This window comes from Streptomyces sp. SP18CS02, assembly GCF_036322365.1.
GTDB lineage: Bacteria > Actinomycetota > Actinomycetes > Streptomycetales > Streptomycetaceae > Streptomyces.
This window is the reverse complement of sequence record NZ_JAQYXC010000303.1, coordinates 592693-617601: the sequence shown is the minus strand read 5'-3', so window position 1 is coordinate 617601 and position 24909 is coordinate 592693. Positions and strand designations below refer to the sequence as shown.

The window sequence follows — 24909 nt, the reverse complement described above, 5'->3', positions numbered from 1 at the left end:
CCCGCACGGCCGGGCCCCGCGGGCAGAGGGATCCGGGAGACGGCCGGGGGCTACGGGCAGACGGTTCCGCCCGCCGGGACCTTGCCCTGGAGCAGGTAGGCGTCCACCGCGCGCTGCACACACGCGTCACCGCTGTTGTACGCGCCGTGGCCCTGGCCCTTGTACGTCAGCTCGACGCCGACCCCCGGACCCAGCGCGTCGGCCATCGCCCTGGCGCCCGCGTACGGGGTGGCGGGGTCGCCGGTGTTGCCGATGACGACGATGGGGGCCGCGCCCGGGGCGCTGACGTCGGGGTGGGCCCAGGTGCCCGGGACGGGCCAGGCGGAGCAGCCCAGCAGTCCCCAGCCGAGGAAGTCGCCGAAGACGGGGGACGCCTCGCGGAAGGCGGGCAGCCGCGCCCGGGTCTGCTCCACCGAGTAGCGCGCCTTGTCGTCGACGCAGTTGATGGCCGCGTTCGCCGACTGGCTGTTGCTGTACGTGCCGTTCTGTTCGCGTCCGTTCATGGAGTCCGACAGCGCGAGGAGCAGGCCGCCGTTGCCGCCGTCCGCCTCGTCGAGGCCCTGCTCCAGGTAGGGCCAGTACTCCTTGGAGTACAGGGCCTGGGCGATGCCGTTGGTCGCCTGTGTCTGGGTGAGCCTGCGCTCGCCGATGCCGTCGATGGGCCTCTTGTCGAGCTCGGCGAGCAGCCCGACGACGAACTCCTCGATCTCGGCGGGGGTGCTGCCCGGCAGCCGGCAGTCCTCGGCGCGGGCCACGCAGTCCTTCGCGAAGTTGCCGAGCGCCAGCTGGAAGCCCTTCGCCTGTCCGATCGAGCCCTGCTCGGCCGTCGCGGTGGGGTCGACGACCGCGTCGAAGACGGCCCGGCCCACCCGTTCGGGGAACAGATGGGCGTAGACGCCGCCCAGCTCGGTGCCGTAGGAGATGCCGAAGTAGTACAGCTTGTCGTCGCCGAGGACCTCTCGCATCAGGTCCATGTCGCGGGCCGCGTCGGCCGTTCCGACGTGCGGCAGGTCGGCGCCGGAGTTCTTCTCGCAGGCGTCGGCGAACTTCCGCAGCCCCTCCTGGTAGGTCTTCACCTCGGCGTTGTCGTCCGGTGTCGAGTCCAGCGCGAAGAACGCGTCGAGGGCGCGGTCGTCCTCGCACTCCACGGGCTGGCTGCGGCCGACCCCGCGCGGGTCGAAGCTGACCAGGTCGTAGCGGGAGCGGAGCTTCTCGTAGTCCTGGGCGAAGGACGGCAGGGCGGTGATGCCGGAACCCCCGGGCCCGCCGAAATTGAAGAGGAGGGAGCCGATCCGCTTGGCCGGATCGCCGGCCCGGGCGCGGATCAGGGCGAGCTCGATGGTCTCGCCGTCGGGCCGGGAGTAGTCGAGGGGGGCGTCCATGAACGCGCACTCCCAGGTGCCTCCGCCGGGCAGCGGGGAGGGGGAGGGGCCGCCGCCCTCCGCGACGGACGGGGCCATGCACTCGGACCACTCCAGTTCCTGCGCGGACAGGTCCTGGGCCCGGCCCCCGTCGCTGCCCTGCCCGCCGCCGCCGGAACAGCCGGCGACCACGAGGACGGCGGCGGTCGCGGCGGCGACCACGGCGGCCCGGCGCCGGGTGGCGGGTCGGTGGGCGGTACGCCGGACGGGGCGGCTGGTCGCAGGCATGTTCCCATGGTGCTCCCGACCCGCTCTCCCCGCCTGCGACGGCCGTCCATGCGGGTGGCCGCGCGGCGGCGGGGCCGGAGGCGGTGCCCCTCCGGCAGCCCCGGCCCCCCCGCCGGCCCGCGTGCGGGGCGTCGCGGTCCGGGCGGGACTTTCCGGGCGCTCCCTAGAGCGCGCCCTTGCGGGTCAGGTGGTTGAACGAGAACCACCCGGGCAGCACCGGCAGCCACAGCGTCAGCAGCCGGTACAGCAGCACCGCGGGCGTCGCGACCTCCAGCGGCAGCCCCACCGCCACCAGACCGAACGTCAGCGCGCCCTCGACCGCCCCGACACCGCCGGGCGTCGGCGCCGCCGAGCCCAGCGCGTTGCCGGCCAGGAACACCACGGCGAGGCTCGCGTAGCTCAGCTGCTGCTGCCCGCCGTCGAAGGCCCGGATGGACGCGTCGAGGCACAGCACGAACGCGCAGGTCAGCAGCAGCATGCCGCCGATCCCGGTGACCAGCTTCACCGGCCGCTGCAACACGTCCAGCATGCGCGGCACCACTCCCGCGAACAGCGAGCGCAGCCTGGTCGAGACGAACTTGCGCAGGAACGGGATGGCCGTGACGACCAGTACCAGCACCGCGACCGTCAGCAGACCGGCGATCACCGTGCGGGAAGGGGTGAACGACGAGGTCTTCTCCGTACCGGTCAGATAGCCGAAGGAGAGCAGCAGCAGGATGTGCGCCCCGAGCCCGAAGAGCTGCGAGGCGCCCACGCTCGCCACCGCCAGTCCCGGCCGTACGCCGGAGCGCTGGAGGAAGCGGGTGTTGAGCGCCACACCGCCGACCGCGGCCGGGGCGACCACCTTGACGAACGATCCGGCGACCTGCGCGACGACCGTGCGCAGGAACGACACCCGCTCCGGTACGAAGCCGAGCAGGCTCATCGCCGCCGCCACGTAGCTGACCGCCGAGAACAGCACGGCCGCCGCGACCCACGCCCAGTCCGCCTGGGCGATGGTCGACAGCGGGGTGCGGGCGATCTGCGAGAGCAGGAAGTACGCGGCGATGGCACCGGCGATCATGCTGATCAGCGTGCGCGGCCTGATCCGCTCCAGCCGCGCCGGTTCGACCGGCGCCTGCGGCCTGATCAGCAGCACCTGCCGGCGGATCTGGGAGAGCAGGTCCTCTTCGCGGGCCTCGTCCAGCGCCTCGTCCAGGGCCCGCTTCTCGGCCTGCTTCTCCGCGCGCACCGCCTTGCGGTCCGCCTTCTTCCCGGCCCTCGGGCTCTCCCCGTCCGCCGTGGGCGGGCCGTCCGTCGCGCCTTCGAGGCGGGCCTGCTTGGCGGCCTCGGACGCCGCGAGCACGGCCTCGCGCTCGCGCTGCGAGCGTTCACGCGCCAGCCTGCGCAGGGTCGCCCGGGTGGAGCGGCTGAGCGCGATCGGCTGGAGCAGCGGCAGGCAGTCGGCGACCGCGTCCGGACCGAGCTCGCGCACCGCGGCGGCCACCGCCCGCTCGGCCCCGGCCCGCAGGCCGAGCGTCGTCAGCAGCTGCGCGATGTCCATGCGCAGGACCAGGTCGCCGGCGGCGATCTCACCGCCCCGGAGATCTGTGATGATCACTTTGCCGGAACGATCCACCAGAAGCGCGTCACCGGTCAGCCTGCGGTGCGCGATACGCCGCGACTGGAGCGCCCGCACCTGCTGCCAGGCGCCCACGACCACCTCGTCGGTGATCTCCTCGTCGGTCAGCGAGTCCAGGGAACGCCCGCCCAGGTGCTCGTACACGAGCATCACGGCGTCCGGGCCGAGCTCGGAGGTGGCGATCAGCTTGGGCGCGTTGGCGCCGGCGGCGATCGCCGCGTACGCCAGGAGCGCCTCCTGCTCCAGGGCCTGGCGCAGCGACTGGAGGGAGCGCCGGGTGGTGATGCCCCGCAGCGTCAGCCGGCGCCACACCCGGTAGAAGAACCCCTGAGCCTGCTGCTCGCGGTCCACGACGGTGACGTCGAGCGGCGGACCCTCCTCCAGGGTGACCAGATAGCGGCGGCCCCGGTCGCCCTGCTCGGCCGCGTCCGGGACGCCCTCGGCCCGCATCGCCGTCACCGGGTGGAAACCGACATGGCGCAGACCGGCCAGCAGGTTCTGCCCGGTCGGGCGCACGTTGGGGGAGCCGACGGCGTACAGGGTCCCGTACGCCACGGTCCAGCCGATCAGCACCGTGAGAATGATCGAGAACGCCGTGGTGTAGCCGGCCACCAGCATGGCGAACGCGTCGAGCAGCAGGACCATCCACAGCACCACGCGCCAGCGCGGGCGGCGGGCCATGCCGACCGCCGTCATATAGGCGATGACGGGCGCCAGGTAGCCGTGCACCGGATCGGTCAGTCCGCCCCCGGACTGCGGCTGCGTCAGCGCGTCCTGGATGGTGCCGGGGGCGGCCTTGGCGACCCACAGGTCGGTGGCGAGGGTGACGCCGTGCGCGAGTACGGCGGCGAGCACGCCGTCCGCGATCCGCAGACCGTCGCGTTTGATCAGCCGCTCGATCGCGAAGGCGACCGGGACGAGCAGGACGGCGATGCTGGAGGCCAGTCCGGCGATCTTGACGAAGACGTCGGGGGCCTGGCCGGTCCCCTTGTTGATGTCCGCCTCCAGGCCGGAGGTGGTGGCATGGGCGAAGGCGGCGATGGCGATGACGACCGCGATGGCCAGGATGCCGATGAGCAGCCGCAGCAGATCGGACGGGCGGTGCACCCGGGCGGCCAGCAACGGCTCGTCACCGGAGACGCGCTCGGTGGTCTCCGCCCCGGTCACCCGTGCCGGGTCCGGACGGCCCGGCTCGTCCCGGTCCTCGGCGGCACCGGCACCCGCATCGAGCCCCGCCGGGGACTTCGCCCGCGCCCTGCCGGCGCTGACGCCGGGATGCGGGGAACCGGCCCCCGGGCCGTCGTCGGGCCCGGGCCCGGACCGCTGGGCGGGTTCCGGCGTGTGCGCGGGCTCGCGCGTGTGCTCCTGCTTCTCGTGCCCGCCCGCGGGCCGCTGTGGGCGCGACTCGGCGTCAGGAGTGCTCGCCACCTCGGAAGGCCGCACATCCTGCCCCTTCGTCGTCTCTGTCTCTTCTTGATCTCGTATCACCAGTCACCGCCCGGAAGATGGTGGCATGACCGGACGGCGCACGGAGGCATCAGGGTGCGCCGTGACGTCGCGCGGTGCGTGGGAGCGGCCGTCGGCCGCCCGGCGCACGTCCCCGGACGACCGGTCGTCGGGCGTTGTCGGTGCCGTGGTGCAGGATGGACCGGATGAGTGCTGAGGACCTTCCCGAGTACGCGGAACGGGTACTGGAAGTCGCCGAGCTGATCCCGCCCGGCCGGGTGATGACGTACGGGGACGTCGCCGAGTGGCTCGGTGAGGGCGGGCCCCGCCAGGTCGGCCGGGTCATGGCGCTCTACGGCGGCGCGGTGCCGTGGTGGCGCGTGGTGCGGGCCGACGGACAGCTGCTGCCCGGCCACGAGCTGCGCGCGCTCGGGCACTACCGGGAGGAAGCCACGCCGCTGCGGGAAGCCGCGCGCACCGCCGAGGGGCACCTGCCGCGCCTCGACATGAGGCGGGCCCGGTGGGACGGCGGCGAAGGCGGCGGAAGCGCCAGTGCGATGACTCACAGTTGACAGCTTGGTCCATCCGGGGCCCCGGCGGGCACTCTGGAGACGGTGACGGCCGATCCGGCGGTGTCCACGGTGTCCACGGTGTCCACGGCCGTCCCCGCGACGGCACGCGGCGCCGCGACCGCCGGGGGCGCGCCCGTCGGGCCCGCCCCGGGCGGGCACTGGCGTAGCGTCGTCGCCGCGGCACGAGCCGAACCCATACCCGTACCTGTACCCGCACCCTCACCACCAGCACACCACCAGGACCGGCGATCCACGTGAGCTCCTCCTCCACCACCCGGCGTATGCCGTACCAGGACCAGGTACGGCAGCGGACCCCGGGCGTGTACCGACTGGTGCGTACCCCGCCGACTCCCGCGCATCCCCCCCTCCTGGACGCATCGCAGCGCGCGGTGGTTGACCACGCGGGGGGACCGCTGCTGGTCCTCGCCGGACCCGGCACGGGCAAGACCACGACCCTGGTGGAGGCGGTCGCGGCGCGGATCGCACAGGGCACCGACCCCCAGCGGATCCTGGTCCTCACCTTCAGCCGCAAGGCGGCCGTGGAACTGCGGGACCGGATGGCGGGCCGGCTGGGGGGCGCGTCCGCCCCGCAGGCCACCACCTTCCACTCCTTCTGCTACGCCCTGATCCGGGCCCATCAGGACGCGGACCTGTTCGCCGAACCGCTCCGGCTCCTGTCCGGTCCCGAGCAGGACGTCGCCGTCCGGGAACTGCTGGCGGGCCAGCTCGACCTCGAACGGGACGGCCTGGCACGCGTGCACTGGCCGGACGAGCTGCGGGCCTGTCTGACGACGCGCGGCTTCGCCGACGAGGTGCGCGCGGTGCTCGCCCGCTCGCGCGAACTGGGACTCGGGCCCCGCGCCCTCGCGGACTTCGCCGCCCGCACCGGCCGCCGGGACTGGTCGGCGGCGGCCGGGTTCCTGGCCGAGTACCTCGACGTGCTCGACATGCAGGGCGTGCTGGACTACGCGGAGCTGGTGCACCGCGCGGTGCTCCTGGCGTCCGGGCCCGAGGTGGCGGACCGGCTGACCGCGCGGTACGACGCCGTGTTCGTCGACGAGTACCAGGACACCGACCCCGCCCAGGTCCGGCTGCTGCGGGCGCTGGCCGGCCACGGGCGGACGCTGTACGCCTTCGGCGACCCCGACCAGTCGATCTACGCCTTCCGCGGCGCGGACGTCAACGGCATCCTGGACTTCCCGGACACCTTCCGCCGCGCGGACGGCACGCCGGCCCCGGTCGCGGTCCTGTCCACCTCGCGGCGCTCGGGCGCCGGCCTCCTGTCCGCCACCCGTCTGATCACGGCGCGGATGCCCCTGTCCCGGCTCCCCGCCGACCGGGCGAGGGCCCACCGTGACCTCTCGGCCGTCCGGGACGGCGGCCAGGTGGAGGCGTACACCTTCCCGACCGCCTCCACCGAGGTCGACAACATCGCCGACATCCTGCGCCGCGCCCATCTGGAGGACGGCGTCCCGTGGAGCGACATGGCGGTCCTGGTCCGCGCGGGCGGGCGCACCATCCCCACCCTCCGCCGGGCCCTGACGTCCGCGGGCGTGCCCCTGGAGGTGGACGGCGACGACGTACCCCTGCGCCACGAACCGGCCGTCGCCCCGCTCCTGACCGCCCTGCGGGCCACCGCCACGGCCTCGGCGACCGCCACCGCCACCGCCACGGCCGCGCTCGCGGCTGTCGAGGGACGCGACGGCGACGGCACGGCGCACGAGGACGCCGGGAGGACCCGGGAGGGCGCGGGTGCCGATACCGGGGCCCCCGCCGAAACCGGAACCCCTGCTGAAGCAGGAACCCCTGTCGCAGCCGACGCCGACGCCGACGCCGACGCCGACACCGGTACCGACACGACGGCGGAGGCGGACGGGGCGGAGGCCGGGGCGGCGCACACGGACCGCTTCGGAGGTGCCGGGGAGCCGTCCGGAGCCGAGGGCCCGGCGGCCGCCGCCTGCTGGCTCGACACCGAGACCGCGTTCACCCTGCTCACCTCGCCGCTCGGCGGCATGGACACCGCCGACCTGCGGCGGCTCGGGCGCGCCCTGCGCGACGAGGAGCGGGCCGGGGGCAACAGGGTCCCCCCGCCGTCCGACATCCTGCTCGCCCGGGCCCTGGCCGAGCCCGAGCGGCTCGTCGCCCACGACCCCGCGTACGCCCGGGGCGCCCAGCGCCTCGGCGACCTGCTGCGCAGGACCCGCGAGCTCCTCGCCGCCGGCGGCACCGCGGAGGAGGCCCTGTGGCTGCTCTGGGACGGCACCCCCTGGCCCACCCGTCTGCACCGCACCGCCCTGCGCGGCGGCGCGGCCGGCCGCAACGCCGACCGGGACCTCGACGCGGTGTGCGCGCTCTTCGACACCGCCGCCCGCGCCGAGGAACGCACCGGCGGCCGGGGCGCCCTCAACTTCCTCGAGGAGCTCGACGCCCAGGACATCGCCGCCGACACCCTCTCCACGCGTCCCGTGCGCCCCGACGCCGTACGCCTGATGACCGCGCACCGCTCCAAGGGCCTCGAATGGAGCCTGGTCGTCGTCGCGGGCGTGCAGGAGGGCCTCTGGCCCGATCTGCGCCGCCGCGGCTCCCTCCTCGAAGCCGACCGCATCGGCCGTGACGGCCTCGCCGAGCCGCTCACCCCCGGCGCCCTGCTCGCGGAGGAGCGCCGGCTCTTCTACGTCGCCGCCACCCGCGCCCGCGACCGCCTCGTCGTCACCGCCGTCAAGGCACCCGCCGACGACGGCGACCAGCCCTCCCGCTTCCTCACCGAGCTCGGCACCGAACCCCGCGACATCACCGGCCGCCCCCGCCGCCCCCTCGCCGTCGCCCCGCTCGTCGCCGAACTGCGGGCGACGACCGTCGACCCCGCGGCGTCCCCCGCGCTGCGCGACGCCGCGGCCAGGCGCCTGGCCCGGCTCGCCGCGCTCACCGACGACGAGGGCCAGCCCCTCGTACCGGCCGCACACCCGTACCGCTGGTGGGGCCTGTACGACCCGACCCACTCGGCCGTCCCCCTGCGCGACCGGGACCACCCGGTCGCGCTCTCCGGCAGCGCCCTGGACCAGCTGGCCAACACCTGCGCCCTCCAGTGGTTCCTGGGCCGCGAGGTGAAGGCCGACGCGCCCGCGACCGCCGCCCAGGGCTTCGGCAACGTCGTGCACGTCCTCGCCGACGAGGTCGCCTCCGGCCGCACCCCGGCCGACCTCGCCGTCCTGATGGAGCGACTCGACTCCGTCTGGGACGCGCTCGCCTTCGACGCCCCCTGGAAGTCGGCGCAGGAGAAGGAGCACGCGCGCGTGGCGCTGGAACGCTTCCTGCGCTGGCATGTCATGGACCGCGGTGGCCGCACGCCCGCCGCCACCGAGCACGACTTCGACGTGACCCTCGAAGCGGGGGAGTACGCGGTACGGATCCGGGGCTCCATGGACCGCGTCGAGGCCGACGCGCAGGGCCGTGCGTACGTCGTCGACTTCAAGACCGGCAAGCAGACACCCACCAGGGACGAGGTCGCCCAGCACCCCCAGCTCGCCGTCTACCAGCTCGCCGTCCGTGAGGGAGCCGTCGACGAGGTGTTCGGGGGCCGCCGCCCCGAGCCCGGCGGCGCCGAGCTCGTGCAGCTGCGCCAGGGCGCCCCGAAGAAGGAGGGCGGCGAGGACCTGCCCCGCGTCCAGGCCCAGGAGCCCCTGGCGGGGGAGTGGGTCGGAGACCTCCTCGCCACCGCCGCCGGACGCGTGCTCGACGAACGGTTCACCCCGTCCGCCGGGCAGCACTGCGGGCACTGCGCGTTCCGGGCCTCGTGCAGCGCCCGGCCCGAGGGACGGCACATCGTCGAATGAGGATTGTCGGTGCGGCCGGTTAGCCTCTCTGGGGTGACCGCTCGCATCACCGACCCGGAGCAGCTCAAGGAGCTCCTCGGCATCCCGTTCACCTCGGAGCAGACGGCCTGCATCACCGCGCCGCCCGCCCCGCAGGTCATCGTGGCCGGAGCCGGCTCCGGCAAGACCACGGTGATGGCCGCCCGGGTGGTCTGGCTGGTCGGCACGGGACGGGTCGCACCGGAGCAGGTCCTCGGCCTGACGTTCACCAACAAGGCGGCCGGCGAGCTCGCCGAGCGCGTGCGCACCGCCCTCGTCCGGGCCGGTGTGACCGACCCCGACGTCATCGACCCGGACGATCCGCCCGGCGAGCCGCGCATCTCGACGTACCACGCCTTCGCCGGGCAGCTGCTCACCGACCACGGCCTGCGCATCGGCCTGGAGCCGACCTCACGGCTCCTCGCCGACGCCACCCGCTACCAGCTCGCGGCGCGCGTGCTGCGCGAGGCCCCCGGGCCCTACCCGGCGCTGACCAAGTCCTTCCCGACCCTGGTGGCGGACCTCCTCGCGCTCGACGCCGAGCTCGCCGAGCACCTGGTGAGCCCCGCCGACCTGCGGGCGTACGACTCCGCACTGCTCACCGCCCTGGAAGGCGCCCGCCTCAGCAACGCCGATCTGCGCAAGGTCCCCGAGGCCGCCGCCGCACGCCGGGAGCTCCTGGACCTGGTCGTCCGCTACCGGGACGCCAAGCGCCTGCGCGACCTGCTCGACTTCGGCGACCAGATCGCGCTCTCCGCCGAGCTCGCCCTCACCCGCCCCGAGGTGGGGGCGATCCTGCGGGACGAGTTCCGGGTGGTCCTCCTCGACGAGTACCAGGACACCTCCGTCGCCCAGCGGCTGCTGCTGTCCGGCCTGTTCGGCGGCGGCACCGGCCACCCGGTCACCGCCGTCGGCGACCCCTGCCAGGCGATCTACGGCTGGCGCGGCGCCTCCGTGGCCAACCTGGACGACTTCCCCGAGCACTTCCCGTACGGCGACGGCAGCCCCGCCACCCGCTTCTCGCTCAGCGAGAACCGCCGCAGCGGCGGCCGCCTCCTGGACCTCGCCAACGGACTCGCCGCACCCCTGCGGGCCATGCACGAGGGAGTGGAGGCCCTGCGCCCGGCGCCCGGCGCGGAGCGCGACGGCAGCGTGCGGATCGCCCTGGTGCCCACCCAGGCGGAGGAGATCGCCTGGCTCGCCGACTCGATCGCCCACCTCGTCCGGACCGGCAAGGAACCGGGCGAGATCGCCGTCCTGTGCCGGACGGCCACCGACTTCCCGGAGATCCAGGCCGCGCTGGTGGCCCGGGACGTCCCGGTCGAGGTCGTGGGCCTCTCCGGGCTGCTGCACCTGCCCGAGGTCGCCGACCTGGTCGCGGTCTGCGAGGTCCTCCAGGACCCGGGCGCCAACGCCTCCCTGGTCCGGCTGCTCACCGGCCCCCGCTGGCGCATCGGCCCCCGGGACCTGGCCCTGCTGGGCCGCCGGGCCCGGCTGCTCGTCCACCGTCCCCGCGGCGCCGAGGACGACGCCGACGCCGACGAGCGGCTGGCCGCCGCCGTCGAGGGCGTCGACCCGGCCGAGGTCGTCTCGCTGGCCGACGCCCTGGACACCTTCCTCGACGCGACCGGCCAGGACGACGGGCTGCCCTTCTCCGCGGAGGCCAGGGTCCGGTTCGCCCGGCTCGCCACCGAGCTGCGCGACCTGCGCCGCTCCCTGGCCGACCCCCTGATGGACGTACTGCACCGGGTCCTCGCCACCACCGGCCTGGAGGTCGAGCTCTCCGCCTCGCCGCACGCCCTGGCCGCCCGCCGCCGCGAGACGCTCGCCGGGTTCCTGGACGTCGCCGCCGGGTTCGCCTCGCTGGACGGGGAGGCCACCCTCCTCGCCTTCCTCGGCTTCCTGCGCACGGCCGCGCAGTACGAGAAGGGCCTGGACAACTCCCTGCCCGGCGGCGAGAACACCGTCAAGGTCCTCACCGCCCACAAGTCCAAGGGCCTCGAATGGGACGTGGTCGCGGTCCCCGGACTGGTCACCTCCCAGTTCCCGAGCACCAGGTCCCGCGAGTCCTGGACGGCCCAGCCCCAGGTCCTGCCGCACGCCCTGCGCGGTGACGCCCCCACCCTCCCCGCGATCGAGGGCGGCTGGGACGCCAAGGCCCTCAAGTCCTTCAAGGACGCCATGAAGGACCACCAGCACACGGAGGAGCTGCGCCTGGGGTACGTGACCTTCACCCGCCCGCGCTCGCTGCTCCTGGGCTCGGCCCACTGGTGGGGCCCGTCCCAGAAGCGCCCGCGCGGCCCCTCGCCGTTCCTGCACGCGCTGTACGAGCACTGCGCGGCGGGGTTCGGCGAGATCGAGGCATGGGCGGACGAACCGGAACCGGACGCGGAGAACCCCGCCCTCCAGGAGTCCCTCGCGGACCGGGCGTGGCCGCTGCCGCTGGACCCGGTCTCCCTGACGCGCCGCCGCGCGGCCGCCGAGAAGGTCCTCGCCCACCTGGAGTCCGCCCACCTGGAGTCCTCGCAGCCGGGGGCCGTGCCGGGGGAGGACGACGCGGACGCCCGCGTCCGTCCCGCCGCCCCGCACGGCCCGGCTGTCCTTGAGGACCCGGGCGGCCTTGCGGACCCGGATGTCCTCGAAGGCCCGGAGCCGGAGTACCCGGAGGATCACCCGGAGCCGCCGGAGGACCTGGCGGACTGGGACGACTGGCAGCCGGCTCCCCACCCGGACACCGCACCCGCCCCCGGCACCGACACCGCCCCCGGCACCGCGTCCGCACCCGACCCCGCGTCCGGGGCGCACTCCACGCCGTCCGGGAACGGGGCGGGCGACCTCCCGCACGTACCCGCCCCCCGCCGGCACGGGCAGACCGGGCAGACCGGGCAGCCCGCAGCGCATCCGCAGCCGCACCCGGCCGGGCCCGGCGGACCTACGGAAGGCCCCGTCGAACGCCTCACCCCCGAGGAGTCCCGCGCCGTCGCCTCCTGGGACCGGGACCTCGACGCCCTCGCCGGCGAGCTGCTCCGTACCCGCGCCACCACGCGTGAGGTGCTGCTGCCCGCCTCGCTCTCCGCCTCACAGCTGCTGCGCCTCGCCGCCGACCCCGACGGCTTCGCGCAGGAGCTCGCCCGGCCCATGCCGCGTCCGCCCCAGCCCGCGGCCCGGCGGGGAACCCGGTTCCACGCGTGGGTGGAGGCACGGTTCGAGGAACTGCCGCTGCCGATGCTCGGTCCCGACGAGCTCCCCGGCGGCGAGGCGTACGCCGACGAGCCCGAGATCGCCGACGAACGCGACCTCGCCGCGCTGAAGGAGGCGTTCGAGAACACCCCGTACGCCCACCGCACGCCCCACCGCGTCGAGGCGCCCTTCCAGCTGGTCCTCGCGGGCCGGGTGGTCCGGGGCCGGATCGACGCGGTGTACCGCGACGCCGGCACCGGCGCGTACGAGATCGTCGACTGGAAGACCCACCGCGCCCCGAACGCCGACCCGCTCCAGCTCGCGGTCTACCGCCTGGCCTGGGCCGAGCAGCACGGGCTGCCCCCGGAGGCGGTCACCGCCGCTTTCGTCTACGTCCGCACCGGCGAGGTCGTCCGTCCGCCCGGCCTCCCGGGGCGCGCCGAGCTGGAACGGATCCTGCTCCTCGGGACGGCCGACGAGCCCGCCCCCGACGCCGGATAGGCTCAGGAGTATGAGCGACACCCCGGACAGCGCCGTCCAGACCGTACGCACGTACATCGATCAGCACCGCGAGGCGTTCCTCGACGACCTCGCCGAGTGGCTGCGCATCCCGTCCGTGTCGGCTCAGCCCGACCACGCCCCGGACGTGCGGCGCAGTGCCGAGTGGCTTGCCGCGAAGCTGCGCGAGACCGGCTTCCCGGTCACCGAGACATGGGAGACCCCCGGTGCTCCGGCCGTCTTCGCCGAGTGGCCCTCCGGCGACCCGGACGCGCCCACCGTGCTCGTCTACGGCCACCACGACGTCCAGCCGGCCGCCCGCGAGGACGGCTGGGACACCGAGCCCTTCGAGCCGGTGATCCGCGGGAACCGGCTGTACGCGCGCGGAGCCGCCGACGACAAGGGGCAGGTGCTCTTCCACACCCTGGGGGTCCGCGCCCATCTGGCCCTCACCGGCCGCGGCGCCCCGGCCGTCAACCTCAAGCTGCTCGTCGAGGGCGAGGAGGAGTCCGGCTCCCCGCACTTCCGGGCACTGGTCGAGGAGCGCCGGGAGCGTCTCGCCGCCGACGTCGTGTTCGTCTCCGACACCGGCATGTGGTCCGAGACCACGCCCACCGTCTGCACCGGCATGCGCGGTCTCGCCGACTGCGAGATCGAGCTGTACGGCCCCGACCAGGACATCCACTCGGGTTCCTTCGGCGGCGCCGTCCCCAACCCGGCCATGGCGGCCGCCCGGCTGGCCGCCGCGCTGCACGACGAGAACGAACGCGTCACGATCCCCGGCTTCTACGACGACATCGTCGAGCTCACCGAGGCCGAGCGCGCGCTCATCGCGGAACTGCCCTTCGACGAGGCGTCCTGGCTGACCACCGCCAAGTCCCACGCCACCCTGGGCGAGGCCGGGTACTCCACCCTGGAGCGCGTCTGGGCCCGCCCGACCGCCGAGGTGAACGGCATCGGCGGCGGTTACCAGGGCCCCGGCGGCAAGACGATCGTTCCGTCCTCGGCCCGGTTGAAGCTGTCGTTCCGGCTGGTCGCGGGCCAGGACCCCGACAAGATCGAGCTCGCGGTACGGGAGTGGGTGGAGGCGCGCGTTCCGGCCGGCATCCGCCACCGGACCGTCTTCGGCGGCGCCACCCGCCCCTGCCTCACCCCGCTCGACCACCCGGCCCTCCGGTCGGTCGTCCGGGCGATGGGCCGGGCCTTCGACGGGGCGAGGATCCTCTTCACCCGTGAGGGAGGCTCGGGCCCGTCCGCCGACCTCCAGGACGTGCTGGCGGCGCCCGTACTGTTCCTCGGCATCTCCGTACCGTCCGACGGCTGGCACGCACCGAACGAGAAGGTCGAGCTGGACCTGCTGCTCAAGGGCGTGGAGACCACCGCCCACCTGTGGGGCGACCTGTCCGCCGCACTCCGCTGAAGAGACACCCAATGACCCGGGGGAGATGGAAGCACCAGTGAGCACCATCAGTAACGAGGCCGGCCACCGTCCGATCGGTCTGACCGCGCCGAGCGGCATCGACCGCGCCGCCCACCACCGTCTCGACGAGGCGTGGCTGGCGGCGGCGTGGAGCCACCCGACGACCCGGGTCTTCGTGGTCTCCGGCGGGCAGGTGCTGATCGACGAGCCGGCGGACAGCGCCGACGGGCGCACCGAGCTCGTGATGACGCCGGCCTTCGAGGCCCCCGTCACCGAGACCCACCGCTACTTCCTCGGCACGGACGCCGACGGCGTGAGCTACTTCGCGCTCCAGAAGGACGCGCTGCCGGGCCGCATGGACCAGTCCGCCCGCCCGGCGGGCCTGCGCGAGGCGGGGCTGCTGCTCTCGCCGCGGGACGCGGGCCTGATGGTCCACGCCGTCGCGCTGGAGAACTGGCAGCGGCTGCACCGCTTCTGCTCGCGCTGCGGCGAGCGCACGGTGATCGCGGCGGCGGGCCACATCCGCCGCTGCCCCGCCTGCGGCGCCGAGCACTACCCCCGTACCGATCCGGCGGTGATCATGCTGGTCACCGACGCGGAGGACCGCGCGCTGCTGGGGCGCCAGGTGCACTGGCCGGAGGGCCGCTTCTCGACCCTCGCGGGCTTCGTCGAACCGGGCGAGTCGATCGAGCAGTCGGTCGCGCGGGAGGTCTTCGAGGAGGCCGGTGTCACGGTCGGCGAGGTCGAGTACGTGGCCAGCCAGCCGTGGCCGTTCCCCTCCAGCCTCATGCTGGGCTTCATGGCGCGCGCCACCTCGTCGGAGATCGAGGTCGACGGGGACGAGATCGAGGAGGCCCGCTGGTTCTCCCGCGAAGAGCTGCGGGCCGCGTTCGAGTCCGGTGAGGTGCTTCCGCCCTACGGGATCTCGATCGCGGCCCGACTGATCGAGCTCTGGTACGGCAAGCCGCTGCCGAGGCCCGGCAACGTCACCTGACGGTCCTCGCCGTCAGGCGCCGATCTTCTGCTTGACCTGGGCCAGCGAGGGGTTGGTCAGCGTCGTTCCGTCGTGGAAGAGCACGGTCGGGACGGTCTGGTTGCCCCCGTTGGCCTTCTCCACGAACGCGGCCGACTCGGGGTCCTGCTCGATGTTGATCTCGGTGTACGCGATGCCCTCGCGCTCCATCTGGCTCTTCAGCCGACGGCAGTAGCCGCACCACGTGGTGCTGTACATCGTCACAGTTCCCTGCATCGTCTCTCGCGCTCCTTGGATTCGCCGGCGGGTGCGTTCTCGCACCTCCAGAACGTACGGGCCCGGCGCACCATTCCCGGAACAGTACGACTGCGCCGGGACGGCTGTGGACAACCCGCCCACCCACCTCCGGCGACCTGGCAGCATGGCAGGGTGACAGCAGCAACGCACTCCACTCTCTTCCCGCAGGTCCCCGAATCGGCCGACGCGGTGCTCGCCGGGCTCGACCCCGAGCAACGCGAGGTGGCGACGGCCCTGCACGGTCCGGTGTGCGTGCTGGCAGGCGCCGGCACGGGCAAGACACGCGCGATCACGCACCGCATCGCGTACGGCGTGCGCGCCGGGATAATCCCGCCCGCCGGTGTGCTGGCCGTCACCTTCACCAACCGTGCCGCCGGCGAGATGCGCGGCCGCCTCCGCCAGCTCGGCGCGGGCGGGGTCCAGGCCCGGACCTTCCACTCCGCCGCTCTGCGCCAGCTCCAGTTCTTCTGGCCGAAAGCAGTCGGTGGAGAGCTGCCCCGGCTCCTGGAGCGGAAGATCCAGCTCGTCGCCGAGGCGGCCGCGCGCTGCCGTATCCGGCTCGACCGCAACGAGCTCCGCGACACCACCAGCGAGATCGAGTGGGCCAAGGTCACCCAGACGGTGCCCGCCGACTACCCGGCCGCGGTCGCCAAGTCCGATCGGGACGCCCCGCGGGACCCGGCGGAAATCGGCCAGATCTATGCCATGTACGAGCAGCTCAAGCGCGACCGCGGGGTCATCGACTTCGAGGACGTCCTGCTGCTGACCGTCGGCATCCTCCAGGACCGGCACGACATCGCCGACCAGATCCGCCGCCAGTACCAGCACTTCGTCGTGGACGAGTACCAGGACGTCTCCCCGCTCCAGCAGCGGCTGCTCGATCTGTGGCTGGGCGACCGGGACAGCCTGTGCGTCGTCGGCGACGCGAGCCAGACGATCTACTCCTTCACCGGGGCGACCCCCGACCACCTGCTGAACTTCCGCACCCGCCATCCCAACGCCACCGTGGTGAAGCTGGTCCGCGACTACCGTTCGACGCCCCAGGTCGTCCACCTGGCCAACGGTCTGCTGGGCCAGGCCCGCGGCCGGGCCGCCGAGCACCGCCTGGAGCTGGTCTCCCAGCGCGACCCGGGCCCCGAGCCGGCCTACACGGAGTACGGCGACGAGCCGAGCGAGGCCGAGGGCACCGCCCGGCGCATCCGGGACCTGATCGCCGCGGGCGTCCCGGCCGGCGAGATCGCCGTGCTGTACCGGATCAACGCCCAGTCGGAGGTCTACGAGCAGGCGCTGGCCGACGCGGGCGTCCCCTACCAGCTGCGCGGCGCGGAGCGCTTCTTCGAGCGCCAGGAGGTCCGGGAGGCGGGCGCGGCCCTGCGCAGCGCTGCCCGCTTCGGGGACAACGACTCGCTGCTCGACGATGTCGTCGACCTGCCCTCCCAGGTCAGGGCCGTGCTGTCCACCAAGGGCTGGACCACCGAGCCGCCGGCCGGCTCGGGCGCGGTCCGCGACCGCTGGGAGTCCCTGGCGGCGCTGGTCCGCCTCGCCGAGGACTTCGCCCGGGCCAAGCCGGCGGCGACGCTCGGCGATCTGGTCGCGGAGCTGGACGAGCGGGCCGCCGCCCAGCACGCCCCCACCGTCCAGGGCGTCACCCTCGCCTCGCTCCACGCGGCGAAGGGCCTGGAGTGGGACGCCGTGTTCCTGGTCGGGCTCACCGAGGGCATGATGCCGATCACCTACGCCAAGACGGACGAGCAGGTGGAGGAGGAGCGCCGCCTGCTGTACGTGGGCGTCACCCGCGCCCGGCTCCACCTCTCCCTGTCGTGGGCGCTCTCGCGCGCTCCCGGGGGGCGTGCCTCCCGGCGCCCCACTCGTTTCCTCAACGGCCTGCGGCCGGGCTCCGCCGCTCCCGGGGCCCGCTCCGGCGCCGGTGGGGGCGGGGGCGTCGAACGGGGCGGCGGCTCCCGGCGGGGACGCCGTGGACCGGTCCAGTGCCGGGTGTGCGGTTCGACGCTGACCGACGCGGGCGAGATGAAGCTGATGCGCTGTGAGGGCTGCCCGTCCGACATGGACGAGGCGTTGTACGAGAGGCTGCGCGAGTGGCGCTCCGACCAGGCCAAGCAGCTCGGCCAGCCCGCCTACTGCGTCTTCACCGACAAGACCCTCATGGCGATCGCCGAGGCGGTCCCCTCCAGCGACGGCGAGCTCGCCTCCATCTCGGGCGTCGGTGCCCGCAAGCTGGACCGTTTCGGCACCGATGTCCTGGCCATCTGCGCAGGCCAGGAGGTCGGGGAGGACGGCGATGAGGACTGATGGAAACTCGTCGCGAAAATAGTTTGCGCCCGCCCGGGGAAGCCCCATAGGTTCTTAACCACGGAAACAGCGGCTTCTCCGAAGCCCTGTCCTCGTGCTGTACTTATCCGAATACGTGCGGGACCGGTTCCGGCCGGTCCCCTCCCGAGACGCCGAGAGGAGGCGATTCCAGTGATCAGCATCAACGCCAGCTTCATCAGCACCGCCAAAATGACCGATCCCTCGGTCGTCTCCGCCTGCTCGCTCGGTCTCTCCGGTTCGGCGTTCATCGGCAGCGGCATGTCCGGCCTCGTGGCCGAGCGGCCCGTGGCCCTCCTGACGGCTCTCCCCGTCCTGGAGCGCAATGAGCGACCGACCAAGGCACTGGAAGCAGGAGTAGCAGCGGCACAGGCCCATGCCTATGCCTTTGCGGCGACCGGTGCCGAAACGAAGCAGACGCAGCAGCACCACCTGATGTGGGCCTTCCGTGGGCTCGAACCCTGGAGCGATCCAGTCTGATCCGAGATCAGGCCGGCGCCTTCAGGGCCGCGGAACCCCACCCGGGATCCGCGGCCCTTCTGTTTTGCCCGAACGGGCTCAGCAGAGCGAAGGGGCCTCGGGACAAACAGGACCCGGTACCAGCCCACCGGCCAACAGGCCGGACCGACAAGACGAGGAAAAAAGAACCGTGCAACTCGAAGCGCACGCCCCGTCCGTACCGCTTTCCGGAACGATCTCCCCGCCCGGCCTCACGGAGGACTCCACCTTGACCCCCCTCACCGCGCTCACCGCGCTCGATGACGCCATCGAGAACCTCGGCGTACCCGTTCCCTGCCGTGCCTTCGACCCCGAGGTCTTCTTCGCCGAGTCGCCGGCCGACGTGGAGTACGCCAAGTCCCTCTGCCGCACCTGCCCGCTCATGGAGGCGTGCCTCGCCGGCGCCAAGGAGCGGCGTGAGCCGTGGGGCGTCTGGGGCGGTGAGCTCTTCGTCCAGGGCGTGGTCGTCGCCCGCAAGCGGCCGCGTGGTCGCCCGCGCAAGAACCCGGTCACGGCATGAACATCACCGGAACCATCGACCGCCCCCTCACGCACGATCCCCAGAAGCAGGCCCCGATGACCTCTTCCGCCAGCGAGCCGTCCGGCTCCGCTACCCCAGCTGTCACCACCATCGGCGCGAACGCCTCGCGTCAGAACAGGACCCGTGAGATGCAACTCATCCAAGAAGCCTTGGCTCGTGCCCATATGCACGAGCGCATGCGGGAAGCCGACGCGGAACGCCAGGCCGTGCGCCTGGTCGCCGCCCGGCGCATGCAGCGGCGCGCCGAGCGCGTGTCCCTGCGGGCCCGCCGCGCGCTCGCCATGGCCGTCATGCACTGAGGCGGTGTCCGCGACGTCACGCACCCTCCGGGTGGACGACGCCGCGCCGATACGCCCAGGCCGTAAGGCGCTGACCCACACAGAGTGGACCCTCGCGGGGGCCGGTCCGAACGGACCGGCCCCCGCGGTGCGCCTCGCGCGACCGAGACGCCGGCCGGAGTTATCGTCTGGTGGTGGACGAGCGGACTTCCGACCCCGCGCAGCCGGGCACGCAGAGCGTGGTGTGCGAGCGCTGCGGCACGACCGCCGAAAGCCTCCCCGTGACCTGGACCTGTTCCGTGGAGAACGGCGGCCGCCACTACTTCTGTGACGACTGCGCCCGCGCGCACCTCAGAGCCATCGAGAGCAGACTCGACTCCTCCTGGTGGTGACGGCCCGCACGCCGCGTGGTCAGCCCTTGGCGGGGGCCGCGTCCCCGTCGCCCCGGCCGCTGGCGACGCCCGCGTCGCCGATGCCGTCCGCGGCCTCCAGGCCGGAGCCGGCCTCCGCGTCCACGCCGACCGAGGCGCCGCCGCCCGCGACGCCCGCGCCAGCTGTGCCGGCCGTGCCCTGCGGCGCGCCGGGCCCACCGTCCTCGGGAAGGAACCCCGGCAGCCACGACTCGAGCTCCTCGCGCAGCCGCACGGTCGCGTTCAGCTGGCACAGCACCCCGATGGTGCTGAGGGTCACCCGGTGGATGAGCAGATAGGAGGGCGGCAGATTCAGCTGCTTGCCCAATTGATGGGCAGGCGAGCGGACATCCGCGATCCGGGCCGCCTGCGTACGTATCCACCCCCGGGTGAATGTGAAGACATCCACCTCGGCCGGCTCGATGATCGGTAGCAGATAGTCCAGTACGGCGTCCGGATCCAGGTCGATCGTGTCCTTGACGAACCCCTCCGCCCGGAGCAGCTCGTACACGGTCTCGGCCTCACCTTCCAGGGTCATCCGCAGACACGTGCCGATGGTCACCGGCAGACCGCCGGGCAGCCGGTCCACCGTGCCGAAGTCCAGCACGCCCAGCCGCCAGCCGGCTTCGCCGCCGCTCTCGTCCCCAGCTCCGCCTCGGCCGCCCTCGTCGCTCTCCCGTACCCGGTCCGCCTCCTGGGCCGGCAGCAGCCGGAAGTTGCCCGGATGCGGATCCGCGTGGAGCAGTCCCGTGCGGGCGGGGCCGGAGAAGAGGAACCGCGCCAGCAGCTGGCCCGCCCGGTCACGCTGCTCCGGCGTGCCGTTCGCGATGATCTCCGCGAGCGGTATCCCCTCGATCCACTCCGTCACCAGGATCTGATCCGCCCGGTGGACCACCCCCGGCACGACCACGTCAGGATCGTCCGCGAAGACCTCGGCGTGCTTCTGCTGCGCGCGTGCCTCCAACTCGTAGTCGAGCTCCTCCGACACCCGGTCGCGGAGTTCGGCGATGAGCGGCTTGATGTCCATGCCGGGGATCAGCGGCCCCAGCAGCCGGGCGAAGCGGCTCAGCTGGGTCAGGTCCGACAGCAGCGCCTCGCCCGCTCCCGGGTACTGCACCTTCACCGCGACCTCGCGCCCGTCGTGCCACACGGCCCGGTGCACCTGCCCGATCGACGCGGCCGCCGACGGCTTGTCCTCGAACTCCAGGAACAGCTCGCGCCATTCCTCGCCGAGCCGCTCCGCCAGCACCGAGTGGACCGTCCGCGTCGGCATCGGCGGCGCGGCCTCCTGCAGCTTCGTCAGCGCGGCCCGGTAGGGCCCGGCGACCTCCTCGGGCAGTGCCGATTCGAAGACGGACAGCGCCTGGCCGAGCTTCATCGCACCGCCCTTCAGCTCTCCCAGGACCTTGAACAGCTGGTCCGCGGTGCGCTGTTGGAGCTCGCGCGCGACGATCTCGGCGGACTTGCCCCCGATCCGCTTGCCCAGGCCCCACGTGGCGCGGCCGGCGAAGCCGAGCGGCAACGCGGCCAACTTGGCGGTACGGGTTACCGCCTTCCGGGGAAGATCAGACATGCGCCCCTCCAAATCCCAGACTGCCGTGCCGCGTTTGCCTTCGGCGTGAATCCTTCGGCGGCGGTTTCCCCGCCATTGTGTCCTGCCCCGTTCCTCCGGCCGAGGGGTGCTCCCCTTCGCCGCGCCCGGCAGCTCCGCACGGGCAGCCGGGATGGGCCGTAACGCGCTGCGTGTGCCAGTCGAGCAGAGGGAGCGCGGCCTCCCAGCGGGCCCCCGTGCTCGTCGGCAGGCCGCCGTCCAGGAACGACAGCGCGTGCGCCGCCGCGAGCCCCGCCACCATCGTCGCCAGCCCCGGATCACAAGGGGGCACGGCGCCGCGCCGGCCCGAGCGCCACTGCGCCACCATCCGCGGCCAGGCGGGATCGCGGTCGGCCCGCCCCATGTCAAGACAGCGCGCGCAGGCCGTGCCGCCCGGGAGGACCAGCGGGCCCACCACACCGGTGGCCTCGGCCACCCCCGCGTACAGATGGGGAGTGCCCGTGGCGACCCAGTCCTCGGCCGGCATCGGATCGGGGGCGTAGGCGGCCAGCCCGTCCCGAGGGGCCACCACGATCAACGACAGCCCGGGCTCCGACCCGGCCACCGCCCGGCCGGGGACCGTGCGGGGCGGCCGGCCCCCGGGGGCCGACCGCGCCACCAGCCGGCGGGCCGCCGTGTCGCGCCGCTCGCCCACCGCCGCCGCCGGCGGACCGCAGGGCGTCACGTCCCAGGGCTCCACCCGCCCGCTGTCGAGAACCTCCACCCTGCCCACCCCCGAGGCCGACAACAGCGCCGCGATGCCCGCCCCCACCCGGCCGGCGCCCCGCACCTGGACCCGCATGCCCCGACGAGCCGCCACGCGCCGCAGCGCACCGCCCGGCTCGCCGTGGACGACGGAGAGCGACGCCACGTCGGCCCGCAGCCGGTCGAGTGCTCCGGCCTCGTTCCGCAGCACCTCGACCGCCGGATCACCGGCCGCCGCGTCGTCCATCAGACCCGCGGCCTCCATCCGGGACAGCAGGGCCTCCAGCCGTCCCTCGGGCAGTCCGAGCGCGCGGGCCTCCTCCCGCAGCAGATCCAGGCCCCGCGTCCCGTCGAAAAGGTCGAGCAGGCTGCCCGTCGCCGTGTCGAGCGGGCCCAGCACCACCGCGTGGGCGGGTGTGACCCCGAATTGCACGAACTGGAGATCGCGCCAGGCACGCCGCAGTGCGGGCTTCACCTTCGGATGCATTTCCGCCCCCCGTGATCTTCGTCGACCGGCGTCGGTGTGCGCCGCTCTCCGTGGCCAGAATGCCGACGGCGGACGAAACCCGCGGAAAGTTGTCCACAGGGTCGGAGTATTAGTCATTCAAATGGCGCGAGCCCTGGAGCGTTCGTGCGTGAACCGTTCCGGTGGGAAGACTTCCCCCGCCGGCAGCGGGTAACGTCGGGGCGTGCCCGCCGACCCACAGCGCAGTCTGACAAGCGATCCGACCCGCGGTCCGGGGACGGGTGCGGTCGAGGTCCGAAGGAGCTCCCGGCGCCGCAGAACGGTCTCCGCCTACCGCGAGGGCGACCGCACCATCGTCCTCATCCCCGCCCGTATGTCGGAGGCGGAGGAGCGCCGCTGGGTGGGCGTGATGCTCGACAAGCTGGCAGCCCAGGAGAGCAGGCGCGTCCTCGGCGACAGCGCGCTGGCCGAGCGCGCCGAGCGTCTGTCCGCCCAGTACTTCGACGGCCGGGCCCGGCCGACTTCCGTGCGATGGGTGACCAACCAGAACACCCGGTGGGGCTCCTGCACCCCCATGGAGGGCAGCATCCGCCTGTCGCACCGGCTGCAGGGCATGCCGGAGTACGTCGTCGACTACGTGCTGCTGCACGAGCTGGCGCATCTGCTGGTGCCGGGTCACGGCCCCGGCTTCTGGCGGCTGCTGGAGGCGTACCCGCGCACCGAGCGCGCCCGCGGGTACCTCGAAGGGGTGGTCGCCGCGGGCCGCCTGCCGCACCTCTCCGCCGCCGACGACGACGAGTGACGTCCACCGATCCTGTACCGAATGTGTCCCGGCTTGGCTCGATGTCGTCCCCAGCCGTTAGCCTGGCGCGACGGATTCACCTTTCGGGATGGGGGACGGTCGTTACGCATGGCCAGGGAATTCCAACGCGGCCACAAGGCCAAGATCAGTGATCTGACACCGGGAACCGACCTGTACGTGGGTGTGCAGATCGCGGCTCCCGGTCTGACCTTCGACATCAGCTGCTTCGGTCTCGACGCCGACGAGCAGCTGTCGGACGACCGTTATTTCGTGTTCTTCAATCAGCCGAAGTCGCCCGAGGAGTCCATTCAGCTGCTCGGCGCGCAGGCCGGTGACACCGAGTCCTTCCGTGTCACGCTCGACCGCGTCCCGGCCGGCATCCACAAGCTCTCCTTCACCGCGACGATCGACGGCGCGGGCCAGATGTCCCAGGTGGGGCCGGGTTACCTCCGTATCGTCGCGGGCGGCGAGGAGGTCGCGCGGTACGCGTTCACCGGTGCCGAGTTCAGCACCGAGCGCGCGGTGATGCTCGGCGACTTCTACCTCAAGGACGTCTGGCGGTTCGCGGCCGTCGGGCAGGGCTTCGACGGTGGACTGGACGCACTGCTGAAGAACTTCGGCGGAGAGGTCGCGGAGGAGGAGCCGGCCGCCCAGCAGCCGCAGGCGCCGCCCGCCTTCGCACCGCCCGGCCAGCCGGCCGCTCCCGCCTTCGGTGTTCCGGCCGCCCCTCGGACGCCCCAGGCACCCGCACCGTCGTTCGGAGCGCCCGCCCCGGCCCCCGCGCCCGCCCCGTCGTTCGGAGCGCCCGCCCCGGCCCCCGCGCCCGCCCCGTCGTTCGGAGCGTCCGCCCCGGCCCCCGCGCAGCCGATGCACTCCGCGCCGACCATGGCCGCCCCGATGGCCCCGCCCGTCGCACCGTCGCCGTACGGACAGCCCCCGGCCCCCCAGCCGCCCCACCAGCCGCAGTACGGCCAGGTCCCCGGCCAGACGCCGCCGCCCGGCGCCCCTTCGCCGTACGGCCAGCCCGCCCCCTCCCCCTACGGCGGCCAGCAGCCGTACGGTCAGCATGCTCCCGGAGGCGGCCACCAGGGCGGCGTCCCGCGGACCGGCGCCGGGCTGGAGGCCGCGCTCAAGCAGTACCGCGAGACCGCCACCGGCCAGCGCTGGACCCCGCAGAACCAGCAGCTGATGCGGGTCGACCTCGCCATGGGCGGCGTCCCCGTCCTGGCCCGCCAGGGCAGCATGGTCATGTACCAGGGCAAGGTGGAGTTCGGTTACAAGGGCGCGGGCTTCGCCGGCCGGATCGTCGGCAACGCGACCGGCCAGGAGATGCAGCTGATGCGTTGCAGCGGCCGGGGACAGGTCTTCCTCGCCGAGGACGCGGCCCAGCTGCACCCCATCGAGCTCCAGGGCGACGCCATCTGTGTCTCCGCGGAGAACGTACTGGCCTTCGACGAGTCGCTGCAGTACGAGGTCCGCCGGATCGAGGGACACGGAATCCCCGGCGGCGCGCTGTTCACCATGCAGTTCCAGGGCACCGGCACGGTCGTCGTGAAGACCCACGGCATCCCCGTCGTCCTGCCGGTCACGCCGACCACGTTCGCCGACTGCAACGCCGTGGTCGCCTGGTCGGCCGCCTCCCAGGTGATCCTTTCCAGCCAGGTCCGGCTGCGCCGCAACGCGTATCCGGGCCATAGCGGGGAGACCGTCAACCTGCAGTTCCGGGGTGCCCCCGGCAACTTCGTCATCGTCCAGCCGTACGAGGTCTGAGGGAGCCCGAAGA

17 protein-coding genes are annotated in these 24909 nt (G+C 73.6%); 12 read left to right on the top strand and 5 right to left on the bottom strand.

Annotated features, from left to right (window positions below; genetic code table 11):
- Window positions 1-50 precede the first annotated feature (50 nt).
- Both PUR26_RS33650 and PUR26_RS33645 read right to left on the bottom strand, forming a co-directional pair.
- A complete protein-coding gene (locus PUR26_RS33650) occupies window positions 51-1649 on the bottom strand; it encodes an alpha/beta hydrolase (protein ID WP_329878511.1) in 1599 nt (532 codons plus the stop codon).
- A gap of 163 nt (window positions 1650-1812) precedes the next feature.
- Window positions 1813-4437 carry a lysylphosphatidylglycerol synthase transmembrane domain-containing protein gene (locus tag PUR26_RS33645; protein WP_443077255.1) on the bottom strand — a complete coding sequence of 875 codons (2625 nt, stop codon included), beginning with the start codon at window positions 4435-4437 and terminating at the stop codon, window positions 1813-1815.
- A gap of 485 nt (window positions 4438-4922) precedes the next feature.
- Between PUR26_RS33645 and PUR26_RS33640 the strand changes: the two genes are divergently transcribed.
- The 5 genes from PUR26_RS33640 (at window position 4923) to nudC (ending at window position 15231) form a co-directional block, all read left to right on the top strand.
- Window positions 4923-5288 carry an MGMT family protein gene (locus tag PUR26_RS33640; protein ID WP_443077249.1) on the top strand — a complete coding sequence of 122 codons (366 nt, stop codon included), beginning with the start codon at window positions 4923-4925 and terminating at the stop codon, window positions 5286-5288.
- Window positions 5289-5542: 254 nt separating this feature from the next.
- Window positions 5543-9121, top strand: coding sequence for an ATP-dependent helicase (locus PUR26_RS33635; protein WP_329878505.1), 3579 nt, complete (start codon window positions 5543-5545; stop codon window positions 9119-9121).
- Between the two features lie 33 nt (window positions 9122-9154).
- Window positions 9155-12820 (top strand): UvrD-helicase domain-containing protein, encoded by a 3666-nt coding sequence (locus PUR26_RS33630; protein WP_329878503.1) that lies wholly within the window; start codon window positions 9155-9157, stop codon window positions 12818-12820.
- A gap of 10 nt (window positions 12821-12830) precedes the next feature.
- Window positions 12831-14237: a dipeptidase gene (locus PUR26_RS33625; RefSeq protein ID WP_329878502.1), complete on the top strand. Its 1407-nt coding sequence runs from the start codon at window positions 12831-12833 to the stop codon at window positions 14235-14237.
- Window positions 14238-14274: 37 nt separating this feature from the next.
- Entirely contained in the window at window positions 14275-15231 is a 957-nt protein-coding gene (gene nudC / locus PUR26_RS33620) for an NAD(+) diphosphatase (RefSeq protein ID WP_329878501.1), read from the top strand.
- Window positions 15232-15243: 12 nt separating this feature from the next.
- On the opposite strand, the gene PUR26_RS33615 is transcribed toward nudC, so the two are convergent.
- Window positions 15244-15486, bottom strand: coding sequence for a mycoredoxin (locus PUR26_RS33615; RefSeq protein WP_329878499.1), 243 nt, complete (start codon window positions 15484-15486; stop codon window positions 15244-15246).
- 153 nt (window positions 15487-15639) lie between these two features.
- Here PUR26_RS33615 and PUR26_RS33610 point away from each other — a divergent pair, with 153 nt between their 5' ends.
- The 5 genes from PUR26_RS33610 to PUR26_RS33590 all read left to right on the top strand — a co-directional run bounded on the left by PUR26_RS33610 (window position 15640) and on the right by PUR26_RS33590 (window position 19544).
- Window positions 15640-17817, top strand: a complete 2178-nt coding sequence (locus tag PUR26_RS33610) for an ATP-dependent DNA helicase UvrD2 (RefSeq protein WP_329878497.1) — start codon at window positions 15640-15642, stop codon at window positions 17815-17817.
- Window positions 17818-17988: 171 nt separating this feature from the next.
- Window positions 17989-18315 carry a hypothetical protein gene (locus PUR26_RS33605; protein ID WP_329878495.1) on the top strand — a complete coding sequence of 109 codons (327 nt, stop codon included), beginning with the start codon at window positions 17989-17991 and terminating at the stop codon, window positions 18313-18315.
- Window positions 18316-18484: 169 nt separating this feature from the next.
- On the top strand, window positions 18485-18853 hold the full coding sequence (locus PUR26_RS33600) for a WhiB family transcriptional regulator (protein ID WP_329878493.1): 369 nt from the start codon (window positions 18485-18487) through the stop codon (window positions 18851-18853).
- The gene (locus PUR26_RS33595) at window positions 18850-19173 is read left to right on the top strand and encodes a hypothetical protein (RefSeq protein ID WP_329878491.1); all 324 of its coding nucleotides are present in this window, start codon (window positions 18850-18852) and stop codon (window positions 19171-19173) included. The genes PUR26_RS33600 and PUR26_RS33595 overlap by 4 nt, the downstream gene beginning before the upstream one ends.
- A 173-nt stretch (window positions 19174-19346) precedes the next feature.
- The gene (locus tag PUR26_RS33590) at window positions 19347-19544 is read left to right on the top strand and encodes a hypothetical protein (protein WP_329878489.1); all 198 of its coding nucleotides are present in this window, start codon (window positions 19347-19349) and stop codon (window positions 19542-19544) included.
- 19 nt (window positions 19545-19563) lie between these two features.
- Here PUR26_RS33590 and PUR26_RS33585 read toward each other — a convergent pair whose 3' ends face one another.
- Together PUR26_RS33585 and PUR26_RS33580 are read right to left on the bottom strand one after the other, a co-directional pair.
- On the bottom strand, window positions 19564-21135 hold the full coding sequence (locus tag PUR26_RS33585) for an ABC1 kinase family protein (RefSeq protein ID WP_329878487.1): 1572 nt from the start codon (window positions 21133-21135) through the stop codon (window positions 19564-19566).
- Window positions 21128-22345: a TOMM precursor leader peptide-binding protein gene (locus tag PUR26_RS33580; RefSeq protein ID WP_329878485.1), complete on the bottom strand. Its 1218-nt coding sequence runs from the start codon at window positions 22343-22345 to the stop codon at window positions 21128-21130. The genes PUR26_RS33585 and PUR26_RS33580 overlap by 8 nt, the downstream gene beginning before the upstream one ends.
- Window positions 22346-22547: 202 nt before the next feature.
- On the opposite strand from PUR26_RS33580, the gene PUR26_RS33575 reads away from it, so the two are divergent.
- Entirely contained in the window at window positions 22548-23126 is a 579-nt protein-coding gene (locus PUR26_RS33575; RefSeq protein WP_329878483.1) for a M48 metallopeptidase family protein, read from the top strand.
- Window positions 23127-23234: 108 nt separating this feature from the next.
- Window positions 23235-24896, top strand: coding sequence for a TerD family protein (locus PUR26_RS33570; protein ID WP_329878481.1), 1662 nt, complete (start codon window positions 23235-23237; stop codon window positions 24894-24896).
- Window positions 24897-24909: the final 13 nt, after the last annotated feature.

Excerpts from the sequence above, each read along its gene's own strand:
- PUR26_RS33570 (WP_329878481.1), top strand. The coding sequence starts at position 23,235 with ATGGCCAGGGAATTCCAACGCGGCCACAAGGCCAAGATCAGTGATCTG.
- PUR26_RS33585 (WP_329878487.1), bottom strand. The coding sequence starts at position 21,135 with ATGTCTGATCTTCCCCGGAAGGCGGTAACCCGTACCGCCAAGTTGGCC.
- PUR26_RS33595 (WP_329878491.1), top strand. The coding sequence starts at position 18,850 with ATGAACATCACCGGAACCATCGACCGCCCCCTCACGCACGATCCCCAG.
- PUR26_RS33640 (WP_443077249.1), top strand. The coding sequence starts at position 4,923 with ATGAGTGCTGAGGACCTTCCCGAGTACGCGGAACGGGTACTGGAAGTC.
- PUR26_RS33650 (WP_329878511.1), bottom strand. The coding sequence starts at position 1,649 with ATGCCTGCGACCAGCCGCCCCGTCCGGCGTACCGCCCACCGACCCGCC.
- PUR26_RS33580 (WP_329878485.1), bottom strand. The coding sequence starts at position 22,345 with ATGCATCCGAAGGTGAAGCCCGCACTGCGGCGTGCCTGGCGCGATCTC.
- PUR26_RS33615 (WP_329878499.1), bottom strand. The coding sequence starts at position 15,486 with ATGCAGGGAACTGTGACGATGTACAGCACCACGTGGTGCGGCTACTGC.
- PUR26_RS33625 (WP_329878502.1), top strand. The coding sequence starts at position 12,831 with ATGAGCGACACCCCGGACAGCGCCGTCCAGACCGTACGCACGTACATC.